Here is a 21,998-nt window from a genome sequence, read left to right as displayed (position 1 = left end):
GGCGTTTTCAGCCGCGAGGGGACTTGCTAAGGCTAAGCTATGAAACGCCTCCTGCTCCTCGCCGTCTCCGCCGCGACCCTGTCGGCCTGCGCCACCGTGACGCCCGCGCCGCCGCCGCCGCCGACCGCGGCCAACACCTTCAAGGCGGACGACTTCGCCTGGTCGGTCGGGGCCGGCTCGAACGTGATCCTGGGCAAGGTGGCCTACCAGCTGGACGGCAAGGCCTGGACCTGCGCCGGCGCCGCCGTCGGCCTGACGCCGGACACCCCCTACTCGCGCGCCCGCATGGCGCGCCTCTACGGCTCGCCGGACAAGGCCGTGCGCACGGTCAGCGAGGTGCGCAGCCGCCAGGTGGGCGAGGCCGGCGCCGACTACAGCCGCTATGTCCGCTCGGTCCGCTGCGACGCCAAGGGCGGCTTCGCCTTCCAGGGCCTGCCCGACGGCGCCTGGTTCGTGATCGCCCCGGTCAAGCCGGTCGCCGGCGAGGCCGAGGGCCGGGTGATCATGCAGCGGGTCGAGGCCCGCGGCGGCAAGACCCGCTCCGTCACTCTGAGCTGATCACAAGATCCGGGTCGCGGCGCGGCCCGCTTGGCGCGAGGCTCCTCGAAAAGGAGCCTCCCCATGACCTTCCGCATCACCGGCCTGCCGGCCGCAGACTTCGCCCACCTGATCGGCCGCCCGGACGCCGAACTGGCCGCGCTCGGCGTCAGCCGCGTGGCCGTCGTCGCGCCGAACGCCGCCCCGTGCCGGATCACCCTGGACGACGCCGCTCCCGGCGAAACGGTCCTGCTGCTGAACTACGAGCACCAGCCGGCCGACACGCCCTACCGTTCGCGCCACGCCATCTTCGTGCGTGAGGGGACCGGAGCGGCCTTCGACGCGGTCGGGGTCGTGCCCGCCGCGCTTCGCCGCCGCCCGCTGTCGGTGCGCGCCTTCGACGCCGGGCACCTGATGGTCGACGCCGACCTGGTCGACGGCGCGGAGCTGGAGCGGGTGCTGGAGCCGATGCTGGCCCGGCCGGACACGGCCTACGTCCACCTGCACTACGCCAAGCGCGGGTGTTACGCGGCCAAGGCCGTGCGGGCTTAACGCCCCTTCTCCCCTTGCGGGAGAAGGTGGCGCGCGGAGCGCGTCGGATGAGGGGTGCCGGCGCGACGTCTGACGTTGACCGATACCAAGCGCCATAGTCCTGAAGTCTCGGCGCAGACACCCCTCATCCGTCCGGCTCCGCCGGACACCTTCTCCCGCAAGGGGAGAAGGGAGGTCTCGTCAGAGCATCCCCAGCTCGCGCCGAGCTTTCTTCGACAGCTTGGCCGCGATCAGGGCGTGGGCGTTCACCAGGTAGGCTTTCAGCTGATCGGCCGGGATCGCGTCCGCAGATCTGAACAGCACCCACTTGTTGCGGGCCAGGTAGGGCGCCGGCTCGGCCACGCCTTCCTCGCACAGCTGCTCGAACGAGGCGTCGGAGACCTTCATGCACCAGCGCGGGGCCTCTTCGCCCAGCTGCCCGGCCACGGCGAACATCTTGTCGCCGACCGAATAGACCCGGTCCTTTCCCCACTTGATGTCGAAGGTGACGCCAGGCAGGGCTTTGGCGGCGGCGTCGAACTCGTCGAAGGTCACTGTGATCCCCTCCCCTAGGGTCTCGTGCTTGTAGCTCGCACGTTCGCGGTCCGAAACCGTTGAGGGGAGATGGACCGATCGCGCCCCCTGATCTTCGCCGCGGCCGGCTTCGCCGCCCTGCTGGCCGCCTGCGGGACCGAGGCCCAGCCCGCCTGCCCGTTCGAGGGCGAGACCGCCGCCTGGACCCGCGGCGCGCTCGCCGCCTGGGACCTCGTGCGCGACACCCGGCTGAACCTGCCCCCGGCCGCGCCGCCCGAGATCGTGCTGTTCGACGCGGCCTGCGCCTACCGGCTGTCGGCGGCGGGCTCGGCCGCGCCTGACGGCTACCGGCCGCTGGACGCCGTGGTGCGCACCAGCGAGGGCGAGCTGAAGGTCTGGAGCGCGCCGCATTCCGGCGAGGTCGGCCTGCCCGACGGCAAGACCGTGCGCGCCAGGCCGCTGGCCTTCGCGGCCCAGAACACCACCGGGCGGGTGTTCTTCGTCATGGGCCTGCCGCAGGTCTGGGCCCAGACCCTGCGGGGCCGACCGCCGGCCCTGCTGAATGCCGTCTTCGTGCACGAGATCAGCCACGTCCGGCAGGTCGCGGCGCTGGGCCGCCGGCTCGACGCCCTGACCGCCCAGGGCGTGCTGCCGCCGGACGCCGACGACGACATCGTGCAGAAGCGCTTCGGAGGCGATCCGGCCTTCAGCGCCGCCGTCGCGCGCGAGACCGACCTGTTCTACCGCGCCGCCGCCGCGCGGGACCTCGCCGAAACCCGCCGGCTGGCGGCCGAGGCCCTGGCCTCCATCGACGCCCGCCGCGCCCGCAGCTTCACCGGCGAGAGCGCCGACTTCGCCGAGGTCGAGGACGTATTCCTGACCTTCGAGGGCGCCGGCAACTGGGCCGGCTACGCCTGGCTGTCCGACCCGAAGGGCGCGAGCATGTCACGCGAGGCGGCGATGGACCTGATGCGCGGCGGGCGCAAATGGTGGTCCCAGGAAATGGGCCTGGGCCTGTTCCTGACGCTCGACCGCCTCGACCCGGACTGGCCGGACAAGGTCTACGGCGAGCAGGGCGCGGTGGCGGTGGACCTGCTGCGCACCGCGCTGACCCGCACTTAAGCCTCCACGCCCACCCCGATCGGGCAGGTCACGCCGGTGCCGCCGATGCCGCAGTAGCCGCCCGGGTTCTTGGCCAGGTAGCCCTGGTGGTAGTCCTCGGCGTAGTAGAACTCGGGCGCCGGCAAGACCTCGGTGGTGATCGGGCCCAGGCCCTTGGCCTGCAGCGCCTCTTCGTAGGCCGCCTTCGACGCCTCGGCCGCCGCCTTCTGGGCTTCATCCGCGTAGTAGATTCCCGAGCGGTACTGGGTGCCGACGTCGCCGCCCTGGCGCATGCCCTGGGTCGGGTCGTGGTTCTCCCAGAACACCTTCAGCAGGTCCTGGTAGGTGATCTCGTGCGGATTGAAGACCACCTCGACCACCTCGTTGTGGCCGGTGCGGCCGGTGCAGACCTCCTCGTAGGTCGGGTTGGGCGTGAAGCCGCCGGCGTAGCCGACGGCCGTCACCCACACCCCGGGCAGCTTCCAGAACACCCGCTCCACGCCCCAGAAGCAGCCCATGCCGAACAGCGCCGTCTCGAAGCCTTCCGGATACGGGCCTTTCAGCGGCCGGCCGTTGACGTAGTGCACCTCGTCGGTGCGGATCGGCTCGGCGCGGCCCGGCAGGGCGCTCTCGCGGGTCGGCATGTCGAGCAGCTTGTCGGCGGCCATGGCGGGGTCTCCGGAACGGACGAAATTCGCCGCAGAACATAGGCCCTGCGCCGTCCGGCGCCAGTGGGCGAAGTTCGTCTAAAGCACGGCTTGTCCCCGGCCTCGCCATGAGTATATTGCGCGACCTTCGCGCCGCCGGGCTCAGCTCCGCCGCGACGTGGGGTGAGGTGGCCGAGTGGTTGAAGGCGCACGCCTGGAACGCGTGTATAGGGGAAACTCTATCGAGGGTTCGAATCCCTCTCTCACCGCCATTCCCCGAGCTGAACCGATTGTTTTAGCGGGGAAAACGGCGAACGGTCGCGCTAGCGCCCTAAATTTCGCCCTAAAGCATGCGCGCGATCGACATTTCCTGACCGACCTCCTCTTTCGAGGGAAAGCCCGTTAGCGTAGCGGTATGGACGCCGCGCCGCCCTCCTTGCCAAACAGTCGGGAAGCCGCCTTTGGCGACCTCTTTGAAGGCCCGATCCATTGGTTTTCGGATTGGCCACACCCGACCGTCCCTAGGACCGGGTCGCTCGTCTATACTGTCTGGCGTCGGGATGGAGCGTTCCTATACGTCGGCATGGCAGGACGAAGCCTCTCGCCCTCGCCTGCCTCCAAGGGGCCTTACGGACGATTGGAGTCCCACGCCTCGGGCGCACGTTCGGGCGACCAATTCTGCATCTATGTCTGTGACCGACTGGTGCTGCCTCGCCTAGGAAACCGACTGGGGGAAGTCGCTGAAGGCAAACTGTCGCTAGATCGAGAGACCCGAAACTACGTCCGGGAGGAGCTTGGCTTTAGATGGGCCGCCTGCCCTTCACCAAGTTCCGCATTCGCGCTCGAAAGAGCGATCCAAAGCGGTGGCGCGAGCCCTCTCGGGAAGCCCCTTCTCAATCCGCTCTAGGCGACTCGAAACCCATTCGCGTTGTGCAGGTTGAATAGGCCCCCTGAGCCACAACCGCTACCGATGCGCCACAACGTCGATATCGCCGAACTCGTCCGCCTCTACACGGTGGAGGGACTGACCTCGCGCCAAATTGGACAGCGGCTCAACGTGCCCTACCGCACGCTGCTCCGGTATCTGCACAACGCTGGCGTCACACTGCGCGGCACGGGGGAACCGCACAACCCATTGCTCGATGACGTTGAGTGGCTGAAGGCTCGCTACATCACCGAACGCAAGAGCACGCCTGAGATCGCAGCACTGATCGGATGCTCTCCTCGCATTGTGTGCACTTGGCTTGAACGCCACGGCATCGAGCGCCGGTCACGCGGCTCGGAAAAAGGCCACACCCGAGCGACGGACGACGCCCGCCAAAAAATGTCGACAGCGAAAAAGGACCGCTTTCTTGGAGCGGACAATCCGAACTGGAAGGGTGGCCAGCCTACGGTTGATCCAGATCGGAATCGCTATCGCGCAAAAGCATGGGTCCGCGCGGTAAAAAGCCGAGACGGTTGGCGTTGTGTGAAATGCGGCTCGCAGACCCACCTGCATGCACATCACATCAAGCGTTGGAAAGAGCACCCTGAACTTCGCTACGACCTCAACAACGGCGTAACGCTATGCTTCGATTGCCACGAAGAAGCACATGGCCGCGGGTTCAAATTTCGCTTTCCGCGCTCAAAGGCAACTGCCGCTCAACGATAGGTCACTTGCCACCAACAGCCGTTGCAAAGTGCTTGGTCAGCGCAGCGGTGCTGGGCTTTTGACCAGCGTTGTCAGGGGTCCGGAGCGCCAAGTCGTGGAACTCCCCGTAAGGCGTTCCGTGCAGTAGCGGCGAAACTGAGACCCGCATGGTGTTGGGATTGATCGTGAGCAGCTTCAGGTCGAAGAGCGTGTGCAAGTCAGCCCGGAGAAGAAGCCCGTTGCTGACATGGTTGGTCTTCGGCCCGTTATACGGGCTGATATGGGCGGCCTGAAGGACATCAAGCACAGCCGTCCCTGAGATCGCGCACGCTCCCCCATAAGCGTCAATCAAGCCGTTTCGGAACGCCTTTTGCCCCTGCCGACGAGCGATCTCCGCGAGCACCCTCTTTCGCCCGTCCTCTTCGCTATCCGGCTCGACAATGATGGCGTCGCCTGCGGCGCTGACGCCTGCCTGCTCTTGCCGCACCTGAATGTCCCACGGAGTGGGGGCGCAACGGGCCAGCAATGGGGCGAACACATCCAGAGCTGCAGCGAACTGAGCCTTGAGGTCAAGGTCATGGAGATCGGTGGCCGGATAGAAGCGGCAAATCACGCCTCCGCCAGCCTCATCACCCTTCGCCTTCAAATGCGCGAATAGCTGTGCGGCGGAAGAGAACTCGCCAAAGCCAGCTTGCCCCGGAACCAACCGGGTCTTGCTGTTGAAGTGCCAGTCACCATCAGCCGTCAGCCGCGCATCAAGAGCTGCGGTCAACGACTCGGTGGGCGACGGGAGCTTCGCGTTGATGAAGGGGATTACAGCCCTATTTCGCTCCTTGGAGGCGTCATCAAAGTAGTCGTCTTCGCTAATCGAGGCCGCAAATCCGACCTCAAGCCCCCGGTGCGACGCGATCGCATAGACTTGAGGCTTGCCCTCGAAGACCTCTGCACCTTCGGCGCAAATCGACGCCCAGAGGTCCTTAGGACGATGCCCCCGAGACCCGCGCACGCGCGAGTAATTCATCCGCTTCACGGAAAGGCGCGCGGCATCGCCGTGAATATCTTTGGCATGCTCCGCAGCGGCCATAAGCGCGCTATAGACCCGCCAGAACGCTTCTTTCTCGTCGTCTGAAACGACGCCAACTTCGCCCACCCGCCCAAAGGCATATGATGGCGCGTTCTTCCACTTCACGAGCACGGCGAAGTCTTCGGCGGCGATCATCACAGCTCGTTTCCCGGCTTCGCGACACCAAACGACTTGCTGACTGGGAACCGCTCCTCGTTCTTCGCGATCTTCGCCACAGCGGCAGCCTCAAGGTCGATCCCGAGCCCGTCGCAAAGCAGGAGGAGGTACAGGAAAACGTCAGCCGCCTCCCCGCGAGCGCGTTCAATCAGATCAGGCGTGTCAGGCTCGGCTTCGGAGCGCCACTGAAACAGCTCCAACAGCTCCGCCGCTTCGATACTCACCGAAACGGCCAAGTCCTTCGACGTATGGAACTGCTGCCAGTTACGCTCGTCGCGAAACTGCCTAAGCTTCTGGATCAGATGCTCCACACCAAACCCTCGCTGCCTGCGCTAGGCCGGAACACCTACTCGCGCTCATCAAACTTCGCTATCTGCGCAAAGAGATAGCCGACTGTGGCGCTGAAAATCGCTGCCGTGGTCTCGCCGCCGATTTTACCCATCATCGTCAGCAAAATGAGGCCCGGCACTATCGTGGCGACCGCCACGAATTGAATATTCCGGACCCCGATACCCTTACCGGTAAGGACACGGTTCAGCACGAGCCCCGCAACGCCCACGATCATCGTGGTGACCAAACCAATCTCAATTAGCTCGATAGTGGTGAATTGCACTTTCGCCCCCGCTCTGTGATCCCCATTCGGCGGCTCCGCCGTAGCTCAGCGCCCGCCTTCGGCAACCCCGGCGCTCCGCATGAGAGCCCCCACCGGCTGCCCATTTACGCTGCATTGAGCAACAGCACGATCATAGCTACGGCCCACGACTCGACAGACCGCATCACGGCCCATCACGAGCCGCACCAGCGTAGCCTTGGCCTCCGAGCCCCCCGACTCGCTTAGCTCCGGGGCGTTGAAGTCCGCCAAGCGAATCTCGACCCATTCCGCGGGATTGGACGTGCGCCCGATGCAAAGACTGTCCCCATCGCCGACATAGCGAACCTCGCCATGAGCGGTGGTTCCCGCAGGCGGCAACTTTGCCGCGCATGGATCAGCAGACGCCGCGCCGCAGACGGCGAGGCTCAGGAGCGCCGTTAGGCTAGCGACCCGCCTCAACAATCGACGATCCCACAGGATTCAGGCGTGCAGCGGTGCCAGTTGGCCTCATAGCCCCCTTTGTCCGTCTTCTTGCCGTAGCAGAACCCCCGCTTAGCCAGCTTGGCGGACAAATCCTCGCGTTGCTCGCAAGCGCGTTCATACACCTTCGGGTCAGACGAGCCCCGACACTTGGAGTTGGCGGAGTCCCACGCGGCAAGTAGCTGCTCGTCTGTCGGGACGTTCCCGACCTGCGCTGCTGAAGGCACCGAAGCGCATCCCAAAGCCAGCACGCTCAACACAAGAGCCACCACACGCATAGCCTACCTCCCCTCACTCGCACCCGATGCCGTCATTGTCCCGATCAAGGTGCGGCCCGTAGCCCGGATCGCCGCGATAGACAGGAGCAGCGCCAGCAGCCCTAGCAGCCGCACAGTTCGCGTAAGGGCGGCTTCCACCCCCAGAGCGGCTAGAGGACGATTGCGAGGACGACGAAGCAGGCTGCGCCGCAGGCTTACGGTGACAATGGTAGTCACCGGTCTTCCTGTTGTTGTGGCAGCCCTCGCTGTTGAGGCCACCCGGATGCGCTACGGCTGGTGCAGCCGGTACGCCTAGCAGCAGGACACCGACGAGAACTCCAAGCTTCCACATGCGCGCCCTCCCCGAGCAAGCGAAACCGGAAGCTGCACATCACTACCTTTGCGAGATGATGGCAAGGTCACACGCGAAGCCGAGATGACAGAGGTACGCTCGCCTAGAAAATTGGTTCGCTACGGAGCCGAGACCTCGGCAGGGCGCGCCTTAGAAGCAAGATAGGTGCAGATCACCATCCCGGAGACTTTCGTGGCCGCGAAGAATGCGTCCACGACATCATAGTACTCCGACTCATGTCTATCACCATCAGTTTCCGAAATACGGAATCGAACCTCGCGCTCGACATCGTTAGTCGAGTGTATTGCAGCGTAAAAATGGCGCTCAGATAAGTGTACAAATCCAGACGCCTGTTTGTACACCTCAACAATCCAAGGATATTGCTTACCCAGACGCCTAACGAGATAGGCGTCACTGAGGAAGACGCCCTCCCGGTCCTTTACCTTATTCAGCGGCTTACCATCGAATATCGCGTCGCAAACGCGGTCCGGGCGCTCAACGAGCGACAACGCATAAACACGCATGCCCGTATCGATCTGCATCCTGAGAAGCGGTGCCGCGCAGAGAAAATTGCGCGATCGGATAAGCGACTGAAATCCCGCCGAAACAGCAAGCAACCGCCTAAGCGCACCAAGCACAAAGAAGTCAGTGCTGTAAATTGACGGACTCTCCTCCATCAGCACCTTTGCCGATTGGAGGAATTCCTTCGTCTGCGCCTCGATACGAGCAAGTCGCTCTTCAAGCGAGCGATGGCCTTGGGTCCGCACCCGCTCCGCCGTCTCGTCCACGCACCATCCCCGTCTAGGACCACCTAATCGAACCCTGCTCTTACAGCAGAACCGAAGAGCGGATAGCCGTGCCAAAGCGTTCGGTGAACTCCGCCGCTAGGTCAGGATTGGTCGCCAGCGGGAAAGCACGGAGGCCGTGATCCCTTAGCCACGCGACCCGATGGCGGCCATTTGAAAACTCCGGAAACCCGCCATTCAGGAACACTTCCGCCATTTCGACAGGGCGGGCGGTAGCGGCGAACCATTGCCCGAACTTTCGATACTTCGAAAAGCTGTCGGATGTGGGGCCACGCCCACCTTTGCCAACGTACTGCGCCGCCACCCCGCTCCAAGCCTGCTCGAATTTCGCCATGTCCACCCAGACGACGGCATCACCGTCGTGCCGGGCGACCCAATGCACCTCCCGAGGCATAACCGGCTCCAACCATCTATCGGTAAGGCAACGTTACTTTAGCTTACTTGCGGACTCCCGGACCGTTCCATCAACAAGATGCAGCTTTCGGTACTTCGCAAAATCGGGATTTGCAGCCGCTATTTCCCGGAGCCGATCCCATTTTTCCCCAATCTCACCAACATCGATAAGCACGTAGTGACCGCGCTTCGCACGCTCCGCTTTGTTGTATGCGTCAAGTTGTTTTGTATATCCCGACACAACGCTGCTATTTGTTGAGAGCTTTATCTCAACCAACACCCTCTCTGAACCGACCGAGAATTTGAAATCCACCGGCCCCGCACCGGCATCGGACTCTGGAGAAATGTCCAGCCCATTCGCATCGCAATAAGAAACAGCAATTGCGAGGAACAGAAGCTGGGCAAACCGCTCGTGGCGCGGCTTGCCATCAACATAGAACACGCGCCACAGCCGTCGATCCTCAACCAACTCGGTAAATTGCTGGATGATGGCTCCGCACACGCGATCAATGCGCTCAATTCGCGGCAACGCCTGATCGTCGTCGATCTTCAAGTCGAAGACCGAGGCATAGTCCTTTGCAATCGAACTCCACTGCACAAGGCCCTGCGGGTCCTTGTATATGTCGTAAGGGGCTTTTTCCAAGATTTTCAGCAGATCAAGCAAGGTCTGAAACGCATTTGCGTCGACCATTGCCCTCCGCCGGATCGCATCACGCTCCCTCTTGGTGCGAATTTTGAATATTTCGCCGATATGATTGTTGACCCTATCGCGAAGTTGTTCGTTGTGCTGGATCAACTTTGGGAGTTGGCGAGGGTCTTCCATTAGTGGAAGGAACTTGAGCACATCATCCGCGACTAGGATGACAGGATCACCCGTATTGGAGAATGGGTTCTTTGGAAGTTCGGCAGAGAACGAATTTAGCTGATAGGCATCCCTGCCAATTGAAATCCCAAGCTCAGCCTCAAGCTCGCGATATATGCGGTCATTGAATTTCAAAATGCATTCGAGCGCGATATTCGTGACCATATCGCTGATCAAGTCAGGGCCAACCCCGTCCTCAAACAGCGACATTGACGAGAACATTTCCGGGTCTTTGACGCCTAGGTCGATTACGCCCTTCGCCCAATGGAGCGCCCGCCCCGAAAGCACAGGCCCCCACCCGCGCCCCTTCGTGCCGTGCTTCGTATATCCGAGGCAGGTGCCGCCCATCCCCGCGGATTCCCGAAAGCGAAATCGCTTCAGCGCGGCAGCCCACGCCTTATCGCCGGGCTGAACCGAGAGCATCAGAAGCCGGTGGATTTCGGCGAAGTGGGCCTCGTATGCCTCAAAAGCGCAGGATGAAAACTCTTTCTGCCTGCTGTCCGGGAGCAAAAAGGGGTCAATGTAGAGGGGAGCGTCAAAATCCAAGGTCGGATTGAAAACGCCCTTCTGTTTCAGCCAGTCTTCTGGAATCCCAAACTGATCAGCGAACGTGACGCCAATGCGCTTGCCGGACATGTGCCGCTCTCGCGTTGAGAGGAAGAGGTAGCAGGCGACTCACGCCCAACCGTGACGGTAGGACCGGCCCCACTTCAACTCAAGGGAACGCGCGGCCACGAGCCCCCACCACCTTCACCCCACCTTCGAGCGCGGGGTCAGTCGGGCCGCTCACCAATGACGTACTCCTGAATTCCCCCGTGTTCGCCTTGGTGCTTGATTGGCTCCGGCGACCGCCCCGGGATCACACCGAACTCCAACTGCCCCACAGCCATGCCCGGAACGAATGGGGAGAAGAAGAGCACCCGGTGGTCGAAAAGGTGAAGATCACCGTTCACGATTGCAGGAGTACCGCCCCGGGTCATCTGCGCGAATTTCTCTGGCGCGCTAAAGGCGATTGAGTACGAATTGACGTAGTCCCACTCCTTATACGGGAGGCTGGTGTCAATCGGACCTGTGAGGCAAAGACCGCGACGCAAGAATATATCGTCGTCGCTGATAAACTGGGCATTCTCATGAACATCTTTCCATGCCTCCACATGCTTGATCAACATGCGGTGATTCACATAAAGGATTTTATCCACCTCATCAGAAGATAATGTTGGATTGGCGCTACAGTTTATCTCTGGATGTACGACAACGTCACCGAGAGACGCACCGCTCCGCAAACGGCTAACAAGCCATTCGCGGACACTGAGCTTTACATCAAGAACTCTGGGTCCATTTCGCAACCCTTTTCCGTCGTACCAGTCCTTCGCGATAACGTCGCAAAACCACACAGCCTTGGTAGAGCCAATCTCATCTGTTAGATCAGATAAAAACTCGGCCTCCATTTCGGCCTTTTTATCCAAGAAATAGTCAAGAGAGTCGGCGGAAATCTCCGACCCATCAACCAACTTTATGCCTTTTGCGTTTTGCGAGCGCTCGATTTCGGCGTTTTCCGAATGGGCAGCATCAATGAAGCGCTCCATGAATGCAGGCGACATTTGGTACTGCGGAAGCGTCGCCGACTGGACGGCCTTCGTTGGCTTGGGCATGTCGCCTCTCAATCCTTGCGAGAGCCTTGATGCCCTTCGCCGTGTACGGCGGCAACCAGCCCTTCACCGCGCTGCGCGACAGCCGAACCCCAGCAATCTCGGCCCCACCCCCCTTTTCTGGGGAAGGTCTAAACGCGATCAAAAATCTTGCAGTATTTGCACCGCGAATTCTAGCAAACCGCGGCGGAGATATTGACATTTTCGCGAATACGTGGTCAAATGCGAAAAATTGACCAGTAAACCTCGCGCGTAAACCGCGAGTCAAAGATACATTATGAGTTACAACACTGAATAAACAGAGCCTCACTTCGGGCTTCGTGGAGTGGTTCACACCCAATCCCGCAGCAATATCTATCGTATTCAATAGAAATTACATCAGCCCCCAAGCGTCCCGCGACACAATTCGAGAACTCGCCCGCCGCATCGATCAACGCCGACTAGGCGGTCGGTTTTATCAAAAGCCCCCAGAGAGCCGCCTTCACCTTCAGGTCGCCCCTGAGAAGTTTCGAGACGGGCACCCGCACTATCATGGCCTCATCCGCCTCCCAGAAGACGACATCGCCCGGTGGGGCTTCGATGGGGTTGTGCGGGAGTATCAGGCCGAATTTGGGAGGCTGATTGAGAACGGCTCCCTGAGGATCGATCCCCTTCACGACGCTGAAGGCTGGGTCCGCTACTGCTCAAAGGAAACGGACCTGACGAGCGGTGAGAACGTCGTCTGGAGCCACGAATTCATCCCGCTCCGCTCAATCGAGCCAACCTCGCGCTAGCGCGAGAACCGGCCTCGGCACTCGACCGCACTGTAGAATCCCGAAACGGACCGATCCCGAGACCATTGCATTACGAACGCACATACCGTCGCGGCTCATTCTTGAGCCGTGATGGCTACGCATTTCCAGAAAACCGAAGCTCAGCCGCCCCGCATAGTCAGCGCATAGTCGAGAAATCTTCGACAGACTGGCGAACGAAATATCACTGGAAAGAGACACCCATAATCCAGAACAAACCCTTACGGATAAAGGGGTTGAGCCCTCCCCCGAGAGGGGCAAAGGTAATCTCGCTCAGGCCAACTTTACCCCACCATTCCCCTCGCATCCCCGCAGGATGCAACGTTTGCAATAGGGGCAGGTCAGGCCGCCATTTCAGGGCACTCGTCCGGCAAGCCACGCAGCTTTCTCAAAGCCGCCGTCAGAACCGCAGCAGCCTTCCCAAAATGGATTTCCCGGTGGTGCGCAGGACAGAGGCAGGCGACGTTTTCAGGCGTGTCCTCGCCTCCATCGGCCAAGGTCCGAATGTGGTGCACCTCAACGTAGGGCACGCCATCGGTTCCGATAAATAGCGGGATTGAGCAACCCGAAACCTCGCAGGTGAAGCCGGACCGACGCCGCGCAATCGCACCGACTAGGGGGTCTCGCTCATAAGAGCGCGTCTTCGCAGTTCGACTAGCGGGCTTCCTGCCGCGCTTACCCTTAGAAGCACCGTAGCGGTTCAAAAGGTCCTCAAGCGAAAGACTGACGGCCAGCTCCTCCGCCTCTTCCTCGACCCGCTTCCGAAGCAGGCCCTCGTCCACCGGGACAGGATCGGCAGAACCCCACAGACGGGCGAACTCGGCCCTCACGGCGGCGGCGCGTAGCTCGGCCCCGGCAACGTCATAGAACTCGTCCCAGACGAATTCAGCTTGATCGCCTCCACCGTCGAACCCCTTGCGCGCATCACGGGGATCAAGGGAGCGGTAGTTCATCACCCTGTTGTAGACCCCCGACACCGGACGCCCGATGAGCATTGCAACGTTTGCAACGGTGGAGCCCGGAAGCTCGGAGATAGGACCACCATGCGTCTCGACGTAGGCCCAGAGCCCCGCGACGCATTCGGCATAGGTCCAATCACTTCCGACATTCGCCCAGAGCCGATCCAACCGCTCTAGATGCGCCCCCTCGACCTTGAACGTCGTGTGGTTCGGCATCTGCATGATCAGGTGATCATGGAAAGCCGGATCGCCCTTCAGCCAGTCGCGCTTGATCATCGTCTTCTTTCCGACGATCCGCCGAATGCCAAGGCGCGCGCGCAACTTGACGTCGTCGCCCTCTGTCGGGCTGCGCCACCATTGCGCAGGACCGGAGTCCGCCTTCAACCGCGGCCCCTCCAACACGACCGCCTCCGCGATCACGCCACCGGGCTCGGCTTTGCTGTTCCCCGAGCGCCAAATGAACACGCGATCCCCGACTGCAATCTCGTCCTTGTAGCGGCTCACCGACCAGTCGGTTTCAGCGGGCTTAGACGCAAAGAAGCCCGTCAGATCGAACCGCTCCGGGTTTCCCTGAAATAGCCAAGTGCGCTGCATGAGCCCCCTCCGACACGCCGAGCTTAGCGCAAATGACCAGCAAAACCACCCGCCAGAGCCGCAGATGCTGCGCCACCCCAAACGCGGCCCGAAGAATACAAACGACTAATAAAACTTATCTGCGCAAAGCAGTCGCGGCCGAGTTGACAGCAGGCCCGTCATGCGCCAATTCACCGACGCGGCCGACACGGGCCGGGAGCGCGACGGAATACAAGTGATGACGTAAAAGATCAAAGAAAACTACTAATCAGAAACTGGACAAAACTACTAACGACCGCGGGCCGAGGGATAACTCCCTTGGCTTTTTGCATTTCAGGAGCAAGGCAATGCCGCCGAAAAACACCAAACGAACCAGAGCGAACCCCTACCCCTACCACCCGACCGTCGAGCGAAAGCTAGGCTGGGCCGAGTGCTACTTTGACCCGGCCACTCTGGAGCCGCTGTGCCTGATCCCCGCCGAATGCGCGTCATGGACGGCGCAATACGTCGTGGCCATCATGGTTCGACGCCTAACCGGCGAGGGAAAGAAACCCTCGGAAGTGCGGAAGCAAACCGAAGCGTTCGCCCGCGCCTACAATGACAAGCACCTTCAAAAGCGCGCCTACATCGAGACCATCCAAGGCGCGATCAAAACCAGCATGGAGTTCGAAGCCCGAGGCTGGAACAGCCGCCCTGACGAGGCGGCATTCTACGAGGACGGCACCGTCATGGCTTTCCGCTTCGAGCTGAAGAAGTAAGGGGCGCTCGATGGAGAAGCTGCATCACATGAGCGGGTCGCCCCGCCCCCTCGCATATCGGGTGAACGACGCGGCCAAGGCTATCGGCCTAAGCCGCTCCACCCTCTACGAGCTTCGGAACGAGGGAAAACTCCGGATCGTGAAGGTCGCAGGCCGCGCTCTCATTCCCTGTGAAGACCTCGAAGCCCTACTGGGCAGCCAATAGGGGAGCCTCCTGTGCGCCATAGCAATACGACGCCCACGCATCCATTAGCTTGCGACGCTTCTCTAGGGCGTCACCCCGCCGATAAGCGCGCTCGACTTCGTCACCCACCTTGTGAGCCAAGGCGGCTTCCGCGGTCTCTCTCGGAAAGTCAGTAGTTTCGCCCGCCCAATCGCGGAACGTGGAGCGGAAGCCGTGCACCGTCACGGCTACCTTCATGCGCCGAAGCAGCATCTCCATCGCCATATTGGAGAGCGGCTTCCCCGGCCTAGAGCCCGGAAAAACATACACCTCGCCCAACCCAGCAACGCTTTCCAACAGCGCCACAGCCTTGTCGGTCAGGGGCACACGATGCTGAACACCAGCCTTCATGCGTTCCGCGGGAACGGTCCAGACCCGCTTCTCTAGATCGATTTCGGACCACTTCGCCCCAAGCGTTTCGCCCGAACGCGCTGCGGTTAGGATCGTGAATTCCAGCGCACGCGCGGAGACAGCACTCAAAGCGCCAAGCCGCCCCAAGAAGCTCTGAATCTCTTCGAACGGAAGGGCCGCGTGGTGGGGCCTGCTCACCCGCGAAGGCTTGGGCAGAAGCAACGACAAGTGGCCGCGCCATCGGGCCGGGTTCTCCCCGCTGCGCAGCCCTTGAGCTTTGGCAGCATCCAGCACCCGCTCCACCCGGCCTCGAAACCGCTGAGCCGTTTCCGCCTTTTCAGTCCAGAGAGGCTTCAACGCCCTTAGCACTTGATCGGTGGTGACTGCGTCCACAGGCACGTTCCAGAACGTCGTGGCGTAGGTGCGAAGGGTATTGCGCCACTGCTGGCGGTGCTTCGCATTCCGCCACCCGCCTTCAATGTCGTCCAGCAACGCTTCCGCCACCTCCCCGAACGTCTTCGGGGCAACCTTCTCCTTGCGCCGCTCCTCGATGGGATTCTTTCCCGCCTTCCGCAGTTCGTGCGCGTCCCGCGCCAACTGTCGGGCTTCTGCGAGGGAAACGGTCGCTGCGGAGCCTAGCCCCATCTCCTTCCGCGCCCCCTCCCACTGGAAGATGAAGACCCAGCGCTTCCCGGAATCGACCCGCAGGTAGAGGCCGAGACCGTCAGCGTGCAGCCCCTTCTTCGTGATCGTGGCTACTGTCCGAGCAGTAAGGCGATTGATGGCGCGCATGGCCAAGCTTTACGCCCGTCCGGAACACCCACTCAAGCCCGAACGCCCTAAAATTTGCCCTAAGAGATTTAGGGCGCTTGCCGCAGATCGATGCGGACAGATATGGACAGTTCGGCGCAATGGCCTTGTTTACAAGCGACTTATTGACCCCTGCGGATCACCACGGACGCTAGTTCGACGGACTCTCTCACCGCCACTCAGACCCGTAACGGGTCTCGAGTGGCGCCGCTGCCACCTGCGGGCAGCAGAACGGAATTCCCCTGACAACGCCCTCGATGGACGTTCTGCTGGCGGCGGTCGCCGGATTGCTCGGACCGGCGGCCTGAGCGGGGCGACGGCGAAGGCTCTGCCGTGCGCCCAACTGCCGGCCCGGCCGCCTCAGGGCGTCCCGGATCAGGTCCGCTACCGCGGTCCTGACCCGCAACGCAGCTGGACCGAGATCGCGCTCATCGCCGGGGCGCTGGCGCGGGTTCAGCCTAGGAGTCGCCTACTGCTGCACCAGCGCGAGCCATTCGATGCGCAATGGCTGGCGCCCCCTGGGTCAGCGTGACTCGTTGCGAGTGCTACGCGCCAGACACCGGCTTGAGATGCAGGATCGGACGCACCACGGCTCTGCCGCTGGGTTCGACAGAAGGTTTGCTGGGCGCGTTGGCGAAGGTGCGCCGGCGGGGTCGAATGACAGTGGTGAACGACATTTTGCTCCAGCCTAACCGAGCGCTGCTTAGCGCTCTTAGTTGGTCGACTTGACGAGAAATGGAGACTAGCGAGCCTTGAACGTGGCTGAGCAAATGGCTTCCAGGTGGCCGCTGAGCGCGCGTGGCGCAAGCAAGGCGTCCACGGCGCGATAGCCGTCAAACTTCAACCGGCGCTTCAGGCTGGGCAGGTTTGCGACCTGGCCAGAGCGCGCCAGCTCAAAAGCACGTTCGATGGTCGAAAGGGTCATGGTGGGGGGGAGCCAGGGAAGGGAGCTCCCCTTCCCCGGCGCCCTAAACCCTTATGCCGCTTGCAGCTGGCCAGCGGACATCTTGCCGCTGCGCTGATCACGTTCGACTTCGTAGCCGATCTTCTGACCGTCATGCAGCGAGCCGAGGCCCGCGCGTTCCACGGCGCTGATGTGCACGAACACGTCCGCGCCGCCCTGGTCAGGTTGAATGAAGCCGAAGCCCTTGGTGGAGTTGAACCACTTCACAGTACCGGTCGTCATAGGAATACCTTTTAGGTGTGAGTTTTCGCGCGCCATATACGGCGCGAGAGATCAAATTTTCGGAGAGGGATAGGTAGGCCCGGGCTCGATCCGAAGAACAAGCGTGAAGAGCAACCGAACCAAAAACGACATTCGATAACAGGATAATCTCATAACGGGCCGGCGAGCGCGAGGAAAATCTTTTGCAAGCCTGAAATACGCACAATTCAACGTTGAAAGTGCGCCCCTTTAGCGGCTGCGATGCGCGCGCACACGGGGCAAACGCAAGGCGCGACGGCCGCCGATTACGCAATGTACAGGTGGGTAGGGTTTCAGTTTGAAGTACGCGGCCGTCGACAAGCATGGCGCCTAAGCGCGCGAGCCCATATCATCGAGGCATGGAAACTCCGGCCGAAATCCGCGAACGCTGGCGCTATTTGCGGGACCTGCTGATCACCCAGCTCGACCGCTTCGAAGCCGGGAGCATGCAAATGCACTCGGACGGCGAGAACGTCAGCGCAGGCGCAATCGTCATGCTCAAACGGCACATCAAGGAGTTCGACCAATTGATCGCCCAGAGCGAGAAGCGCAATCCCTAAAGGCCCCGCGGAAGCGCCCCCCACGCTCACCCCGCACCCGCAACTTGCTGAGCTGGCGGCGGCCACGGTCGGGGCGGAACTGGACGATCACCTCCACGAGCGAGGTGACGTAGGCGATCGTGTCGGACCGCCCCAAGGCCAGCCCCGCACTGCGTGGACCAGAGAGCTGAAGCCACTCAGGATTCCGGCGAGTGCTCCACACCCCCATCGCCTCCCTTCGATCCGAACCCGGATGGTTCGCAGCCCGCCGCCCGCCTGAACGAAAGTTAACTTGCGGCCCGGGGGCGAAAGTCGGGAACGATGGAGCGACCGCTCGACAGGAAGCGGTGTGTCCGGGCGGGGGCGACCATGGATAAGAGTGGACTGTCGCGGCGAGCCTTCGCCGCCCAGGCCGCGGCGCTGGGCGCGGCGCTGGCGTTCGGGGGGACCTCCGCCCAGGCGAAGGTCGTGGCGCGCGCCGAGCGTCGCGACCTCTATCCGCAGGGCGTCGCCTCGGGCGATCCGCGTCCGGACAGCGTGATCCTGTGGACGCGGCGCGCCCCGGACGACGGCGTCGCCGCGCACCGGCTGACGGTCGAGGTCGCGAGCGATCCGCAGTTCCGCAAACCGGTCGCGCGCGGCCAGGTCGCGGTCACCGCGGCGACGGACTGGACCTGCCGCTTTCTGGCGGCCGGGCTGAAGCCCGCGCGGGAATACTGGTATCGCTTCGTCGACGAGGCGGGGAACACCAGCCGGGTCGGCCGCACCCTGACGGCGCCGGCCGACGGCGACGACCGGCCGGTCCGCTTCGCCTTCGTCAGCTGCCAGGACGTCACCCAGGGCGCCATGAACGCCTACCGGCGCATGCTGCACGAGGACGCCCGCCGGCCGCGCGAGGAGCAGCTGGGCTTCGTCCTGCACCTGGGCGACTTCATCTACGAGCTGGTCTGGTATCCCGAGGAGCGGCCGGGCGGCATGGAGCGGGGCCGGCGCCTGCGCGACATCGTGCGCTATCCGAACGGCGAGAAGGTCGGCGCCTTCCACATCCCGACCGACCTGGACGACTACCGCACCGCCTATCGCGGCTATCTGCTCGACCCGGACCTGCAGGAGGCCCGCGCCCAGTGGCCGTTCGTGCCCGTCTGGGACAACCACGAATTCAGCTGGCGCGCCTTCCAGACCCAGCAACCTGTGGGCGCCGAGGTCCGCTCGGCCCAGAAGCTCAAGGTCGCGGCCAGTCAGGCCTGGTACGAGTATCAGCCGGCCCGGGTCCGCAAGCCCGGCAGCGGCGACGCCTTCGAGGCGCCGAGCGTGGCCAACAAGCCGCTCGGGACGCTGGACGCGCGCGGCCTCGGGCAGGACCCGGACAACCTGGCCGCCATCAACGCGCTGCAGATCAAGCGGGCGTTCCGGTACGGCCGGAACGTCGACATGATCCTGACCGACAACCGCTCGTTCATGTCGCCCGGCGGCGACTACAGCGGGCTTCCGCAGATCAAGTTCGGGGCCATGCCCGAGGCGATGCTGGAGATCCTGGATCAGGCCAGCGCCTACGCGGGCGGCTCTCCCCCCGCCACCATCCGCGTCGGCGAGCTCGAGTTCCCCAATCCGCATGTGAAGGCGCCGCCCGAGGCCTATCTCGGCCTCGAGCAGATGGCCTGGTTCAAGGAGCGTCTGCGCGCCGCGAAGGCCCCCTGGAAGATCTGGGGCCATTCGTTCGGCACGCTCACCCAGCGCACCGACCCCCAGAACCTGCCGGCGGCGTTCGCTGACCAGTGGCCGGCCGGCGCGGGATACGGCGTGCTGAGCGGCGCCTATGGCGTCGAGCACGCCGAGATCTTCGACATGATCCGGCAGGAAGGGATCACGGGCTTCACCGTCGTGGCCGGCGACAAGCATTCCTTCTGGGCCGGCTACCCCAGCAAGACCCTGCCTCCCCGCGCCTTCGATCCTGTCGGCGTCGAGTTCATCACCGGCTCGATCTCGGCCCAGGGCGCGGCCGAGGTGCAGCAGCTCACCATGCCTAAGGATCGGCCGCTGCGGGCCCTCTACATCCACGACAAGCCGGACGGCTCGATGGAGTGCAGCCTGGGCATGACCCTGATGCACGGCGTGAAGTCCGCGCTCTTGCTCCAGGAAACCGGGAACGCCGACCAGGCGCGCGCGGCGCGTAACCCGGAACTGGCGCCGCACCTCAAGTTCGTGGATCACGCCGGTCACGGCTATACGACGGTGCGGGCGTCGCCAGATGAGCTCGAGACCGAGTTCGTCTGCATCCCTATCCCGCTCGAACGCAGCGCAACGGACGACGGCGGCCCCCTGCGCTATCGCGTGGCGCATCGCGTATCGCTGTGGAAGGCGGGCGAGCGCCCCCAACTCAGGCAGGAAATCCTCGAAGGCGATCCGGGCCTGGCCGTCTGACCCTCACCCCCGCAGGACGCGCAGGTCGCTGACGTAACGGCGGCCGCCGTCGCGGCGGAGCTGGACGATCACGTCCACCAGCGAGGTGACGTAGGCGATGGTGTCGGCCCGGCCGAGCGCCAGCCCCGACTGCATGACCATCAGCGCGATCTGCTCCAGAGCGCCCTCGGGCGAGTTGGCGTGGACGGTGGTGAACGAGCCTGAGTGGCCGGTGTTGATGGCGCGCAGGAAGGTGGCGGCCTCGCGCCCGCGGATTTCGCCCACGATGATCCGGTCGGGCCGCAGCCGCAGCGCCGCCTGCAGCAGGTCCTCGACTCCGACGCGCGCCTCGCCCAGCTCGCCCTTGACCGCGACCAGCCCCACCGCGTTCGGCTGGCCCACGGCGATCTCCGGCGTGTCCTCGACCAGCACCACCCGCTCTTCCGCCGGCACCAGCCTCAGCAGGCTGTTCAGGAAGGTGGTCTTGCCGGAGGAGGTGCCGCCGGAGATCAGCACGGTCTTGCGCGCCCGCACGGCCGCCCGCAGCCAGGCCAGCGGCGCGCTCCGCGGATCGACGTCCGCCGGGAGCCCGTCGCCGCCTGCGGCGTCGGCCGGCGGTTCGAACGCCTCCAACGGCACCTCGGCGGCCACGTGGCGGCGGATGGCCAGCGCCCAGCCGGCGCGGGTGGCGGGCGGCCCGACCATCTGGACCCGCTCCCCGCCCGGCAGGACGGCGGCCAGCAGCGGGTTCTCGCGATTGACGCCCTGGTGGGTGTAGCGCGCGACCTGGGCCGCCAGCCGCTCCAGCAGGCGGTCGTCCACCTCGGGCGCCTCGACGCGGCGCATGCCGCCCTGGCCGGCGATCTCGACCCAGATCTCGCCCGGCGCGTTGACCAGGATCTCGGTGACGTCGTCCCGCTCCAGCCACGGCGCGAACGGCCGCAGGTAGCTGCGCAGATAGACGCCCTCCAGCGGCGCGACCTGGCTCATTGCGGCGAGAAGTCGAGGTCGCGGGCGACGAACACCTGGATCGGCGTGCCCAGCGGCACCCGCACGGTGGGCGGGATCGCGGCGTCGGCGCGCAGCGCTTCGGCGGCGGCGCTCTGGGCCCCGCCCGCGCCGACCACCACCGTGTCTCCCGAGCGGCCGAGGCCGGACGTCAGGCCGGAGACCAGCGACAGCAGGACCGCCGCGCCGTAGCGCTGGGCGTAGTGCCGGTCGACCTGCCCGGCGAGGCCGCCGGCGCTCTCGGCGTCCATGGCCGGCGAACCCAGCTGGATCGAGCTCCCGTCCGGCCGCACAAGGCGGTTCCAGATCACGAAGGCGCGCGACTGGCCGGCGCTGAGGCCGCTGCGGTACTGGCCGATCAGGCGGCTGCCGCGCGGTACGAGCACCCGCGAGCCGTCGAAGCTGCGCACGTCGCGGCTGACGATGGCCCGGGCGTAGCCCGAGGTGTCGGAATTCAGCGCCGTCTCCAGCACGGCCGGAATGACCGCGCCCTGCACCACGGTCCAGTCCGGGCGCGGCAGGACCGAGGCGCGGGCGACCGGCACGCCGTCGCCGCCCGTCCGCAGGGCGAACTGTTCGTCGGCGCTCAGGCCCGAGGCGGCCGTTCCCTGCCCCGCCGACGCCGGCGCGCTCGGCGCGGGCGGCGCAGAGTTGTCGAAGATCATGGCGCCGGTGCGCGACAGGTCCGCCTGCGGCGGCGCGGCGGGGCCGACCGCCGGCGAAACCACCACGGGCGCGGGGGTCGGCGCGGACACGGGCGCGGGCTGGGGC

General features: G+C 63.9%; 24 protein-coding genes and 1 tRNA gene. 9 read left to right on the top strand and 16 right to left on the bottom strand.

Annotated features, from left to right (window positions below; translation table 11 throughout):
- Positions 1-39 precede the first annotated feature (39 nt).
- Both H8B08_RS14120 and H8B08_RS14115 read left to right on the top strand, forming a co-directional pair.
- The gene (locus H8B08_RS14120; protein ID WP_187450837.1) at positions 40-558 is read left to right on the top strand and encodes a hypothetical protein; all 519 of its coding nucleotides are present in this window, start codon (positions 40-42) and stop codon (positions 556-558) included.
- Between the two features lie 63 nt (positions 559-621).
- Complete coding sequence (locus H8B08_RS14115) at positions 622-1,089, top strand: DUF1203 domain-containing protein (RefSeq protein WP_187450836.1); 468 nt, start codon at positions 622-624, stop codon at positions 1,087-1,089.
- Positions 1,090-1,269: 180 nt separating this feature from the next.
- On the opposite strand, the gene H8B08_RS19300 is transcribed toward H8B08_RS14115, so the two are convergent.
- Positions 1,270-1,623: an MmcQ/YjbR family DNA-binding protein gene (locus H8B08_RS19300; RefSeq protein ID WP_187450835.1), complete on the bottom strand. Its 354-nt coding sequence runs from the start codon at positions 1,621-1,623 to the stop codon at positions 1,270-1,272.
- Between the two features lie 69 nt (positions 1,624-1,692).
- On the opposite strand from H8B08_RS19300, the gene H8B08_RS14105 reads away from it, so the two are divergent.
- Positions 1,693-2,724: a hypothetical protein gene (locus H8B08_RS14105; RefSeq protein WP_187450834.1), complete on the top strand. Its 1,032-nt coding sequence runs from the start codon at positions 1,693-1,695 to the stop codon at positions 2,722-2,724.
- On the opposite strand, the gene msrA is transcribed toward H8B08_RS14105, so the two are convergent.
- Positions 2,721-3,371: a peptide-methionine (S)-S-oxide reductase MsrA gene (msrA, locus tag H8B08_RS14100; RefSeq protein WP_187450833.1), complete on the bottom strand. Its 651-nt coding sequence runs from the start codon at positions 3,369-3,371 to the stop codon at positions 2,721-2,723. The genes H8B08_RS14105 and msrA overlap by 4 nt on opposite strands.
- Positions 3,372-3,532: 161 nt before the next feature.
- On the opposite strand from msrA, the gene H8B08_RS14095 reads away from it, so the two are divergent.
- Both H8B08_RS14095 and H8B08_RS14090 read left to right on the top strand, forming a co-directional pair.
- Positions 3,533-3,622, top strand: a tRNA-Ser gene (locus H8B08_RS14095).
- Positions 3,623-4,320: 698 nt separating this feature from the next.
- A complete protein-coding gene (locus H8B08_RS14090; protein ID WP_187450832.1) occupies positions 4,321-5,001 on the top strand; it encodes an HNH endonuclease in 681 nt (226 codons plus the stop codon).
- Between the two features lies 1 nt (position 5,002).
- Here the strand turns inward: H8B08_RS14090 and H8B08_RS14085 are convergent, their stop codons facing one another.
- The 9 genes from H8B08_RS14085 to H8B08_RS14045 form a co-directional block, all read right to left on the bottom strand.
- Positions 5,003-6,199, bottom strand: coding sequence for an HNH endonuclease (locus tag H8B08_RS14085; RefSeq protein ID WP_222934491.1), 1,197 nt, complete (start codon positions 6,197-6,199; stop codon positions 5,003-5,005).
- Positions 6,199-6,531, bottom strand: coding sequence for a nucleotide pyrophosphohydrolase (locus tag H8B08_RS14080; protein WP_187450831.1), 333 nt, complete (start codon positions 6,529-6,531; stop codon positions 6,199-6,201). The genes H8B08_RS14085 and H8B08_RS14080 overlap by 1 nt, the downstream gene beginning before the upstream one ends.
- Positions 6,532-6,566: 35 nt before the next feature.
- Complete coding sequence (locus H8B08_RS14075; RefSeq protein ID WP_187450830.1) at positions 6,567-6,833, bottom strand: hypothetical protein; 267 nt, start codon at positions 6,831-6,833, stop codon at positions 6,567-6,569.
- 750 nt (positions 6,834-7,583) lie between these two features.
- Positions 7,584-7,901 (bottom strand): excalibur calcium-binding domain-containing protein, encoded by a 318-nt coding sequence (locus tag H8B08_RS19475; RefSeq protein WP_187450829.1) that lies wholly within the window; start codon positions 7,899-7,901, stop codon positions 7,584-7,586.
- Positions 7,902-8,020: 119 nt separating this feature from the next.
- Entirely contained in the window at positions 8,021-8,689 is a 669-nt protein-coding gene (locus H8B08_RS14065; protein ID WP_187450828.1) for a hypothetical protein, read from the bottom strand.
- A gap of 40 nt (positions 8,690-8,729) precedes the next feature.
- The gene (locus H8B08_RS14060) at positions 8,730-9,101 is read right to left on the bottom strand and encodes a hypothetical protein (RefSeq protein WP_187450827.1); all 372 of its coding nucleotides are present in this window, start codon (positions 9,099-9,101) and stop codon (positions 8,730-8,732) included.
- Positions 9,102-9,134: 33 nt separating this feature from the next.
- Positions 9,135-10,598 carry a hypothetical protein gene (locus H8B08_RS14055; protein ID WP_187450826.1) on the bottom strand — a complete coding sequence of 488 codons (1,464 nt, stop codon included), beginning with the start codon at positions 10,596-10,598 and terminating at the stop codon, positions 9,135-9,137.
- A gap of 137 nt (positions 10,599-10,735) precedes the next feature.
- Positions 10,736-11,614: a hypothetical protein gene (locus tag H8B08_RS14050; RefSeq protein WP_187450825.1), complete on the bottom strand. Its 879-nt coding sequence runs from the start codon at positions 11,612-11,614 to the stop codon at positions 10,736-10,738.
- 1,129 nt (positions 11,615-12,743) lie between these two features.
- On the bottom strand, positions 12,744-13,955 hold the full coding sequence (locus H8B08_RS14045) for an EVE domain-containing protein (protein WP_187450824.1): 1,212 nt from the start codon (positions 13,953-13,955) through the stop codon (positions 12,744-12,746).
- A 326-nt stretch (positions 13,956-14,281) separates the two neighbouring features.
- Between H8B08_RS14045 and H8B08_RS14040 the strand changes: the two genes are divergently transcribed.
- Together H8B08_RS14040 and H8B08_RS19595 are read left to right on the top strand one after the other, a co-directional pair.
- Positions 14,282-14,692 (top strand): hypothetical protein, encoded by a 411-nt coding sequence (locus H8B08_RS14040; RefSeq protein ID WP_187450823.1) that lies wholly within the window; start codon positions 14,282-14,284, stop codon positions 14,690-14,692.
- Positions 14,693-14,702: 10 nt separating this feature from the next.
- Positions 14,703-14,897, top strand: coding sequence for a helix-turn-helix domain-containing protein (locus H8B08_RS19595; protein WP_187450822.1), 195 nt, complete (start codon positions 14,703-14,705; stop codon positions 14,895-14,897).
- Here H8B08_RS19595 and H8B08_RS14030 read toward each other — a convergent pair.
- From H8B08_RS14030 to H8B08_RS14020, 3 genes are all read right to left on the bottom strand, one after another.
- Entirely contained in the window at positions 14,880-16,058 is a 1,179-nt protein-coding gene (locus H8B08_RS14030; RefSeq protein ID WP_187450821.1) for a site-specific integrase, read from the bottom strand. The genes H8B08_RS19595 and H8B08_RS14030 overlap by 18 nt on opposite strands.
- A gap of 760 nt (positions 16,059-16,818) precedes the next feature.
- Complete coding sequence (locus tag H8B08_RS14025) at positions 16,819-17,001, bottom strand: hypothetical protein (RefSeq protein WP_187450820.1); 183 nt, start codon at positions 16,999-17,001, stop codon at positions 16,819-16,821.
- 51 nt (positions 17,002-17,052) lie between these two features.
- Complete coding sequence (locus tag H8B08_RS14020; protein WP_187450819.1) at positions 17,053-17,262, bottom strand: cold-shock protein; 210 nt, start codon at positions 17,260-17,262, stop codon at positions 17,053-17,055.
- 377 nt (positions 17,263-17,639) lie between these two features.
- On the opposite strand from H8B08_RS14020, the gene H8B08_RS14015 reads away from it, so the two are divergent.
- Both H8B08_RS14015 and H8B08_RS14010 read left to right on the top strand, forming a co-directional pair.
- Positions 17,640-17,840 (top strand): hypothetical protein, encoded by a 201-nt coding sequence (locus H8B08_RS14015; RefSeq protein ID WP_187450818.1) that lies wholly within the window; start codon positions 17,640-17,642, stop codon positions 17,838-17,840.
- A 348-nt stretch (positions 17,841-18,188) separates the two neighbouring features.
- Positions 18,189-20,240, top strand: a complete 2,052-nt coding sequence (locus tag H8B08_RS14010; protein WP_187450817.1) for an alkaline phosphatase — start codon at positions 18,189-18,191, stop codon at positions 20,238-20,240.
- Between the two features lie 3 nt (positions 20,241-20,243).
- On the opposite strand, the gene virB11 is transcribed toward H8B08_RS14010, so the two are convergent.
- Together virB11 and H8B08_RS14000 are read right to left on the bottom strand one after the other, a co-directional pair.
- Positions 20,244-21,209 (bottom strand): P-type DNA transfer ATPase VirB11, encoded by a 966-nt coding sequence (virB11, locus tag H8B08_RS14005; RefSeq protein WP_187450816.1) that lies wholly within the window; start codon positions 21,207-21,209, stop codon positions 20,244-20,246.
- Positions 21,206-21,998: TrbI/VirB10 family protein (locus H8B08_RS14000; RefSeq protein WP_222934490.1), on the bottom strand; the 793-nt coding region annotated here is incomplete at its 5' end. The genes H8B08_RS14000 and virB11, both read right to left, overlap by 4 nt.

This window comes from Caulobacter sp. 17J80-11 (genome assembly GCF_014349105.1).
GTDB lineage: Bacteria > Pseudomonadota > Alphaproteobacteria > Caulobacterales > Caulobacteraceae > 17J80-11.
Note: the sequence above shows the minus strand (reverse complement) of the source record. Positions and strands in the feature narration are given on the sequence as shown.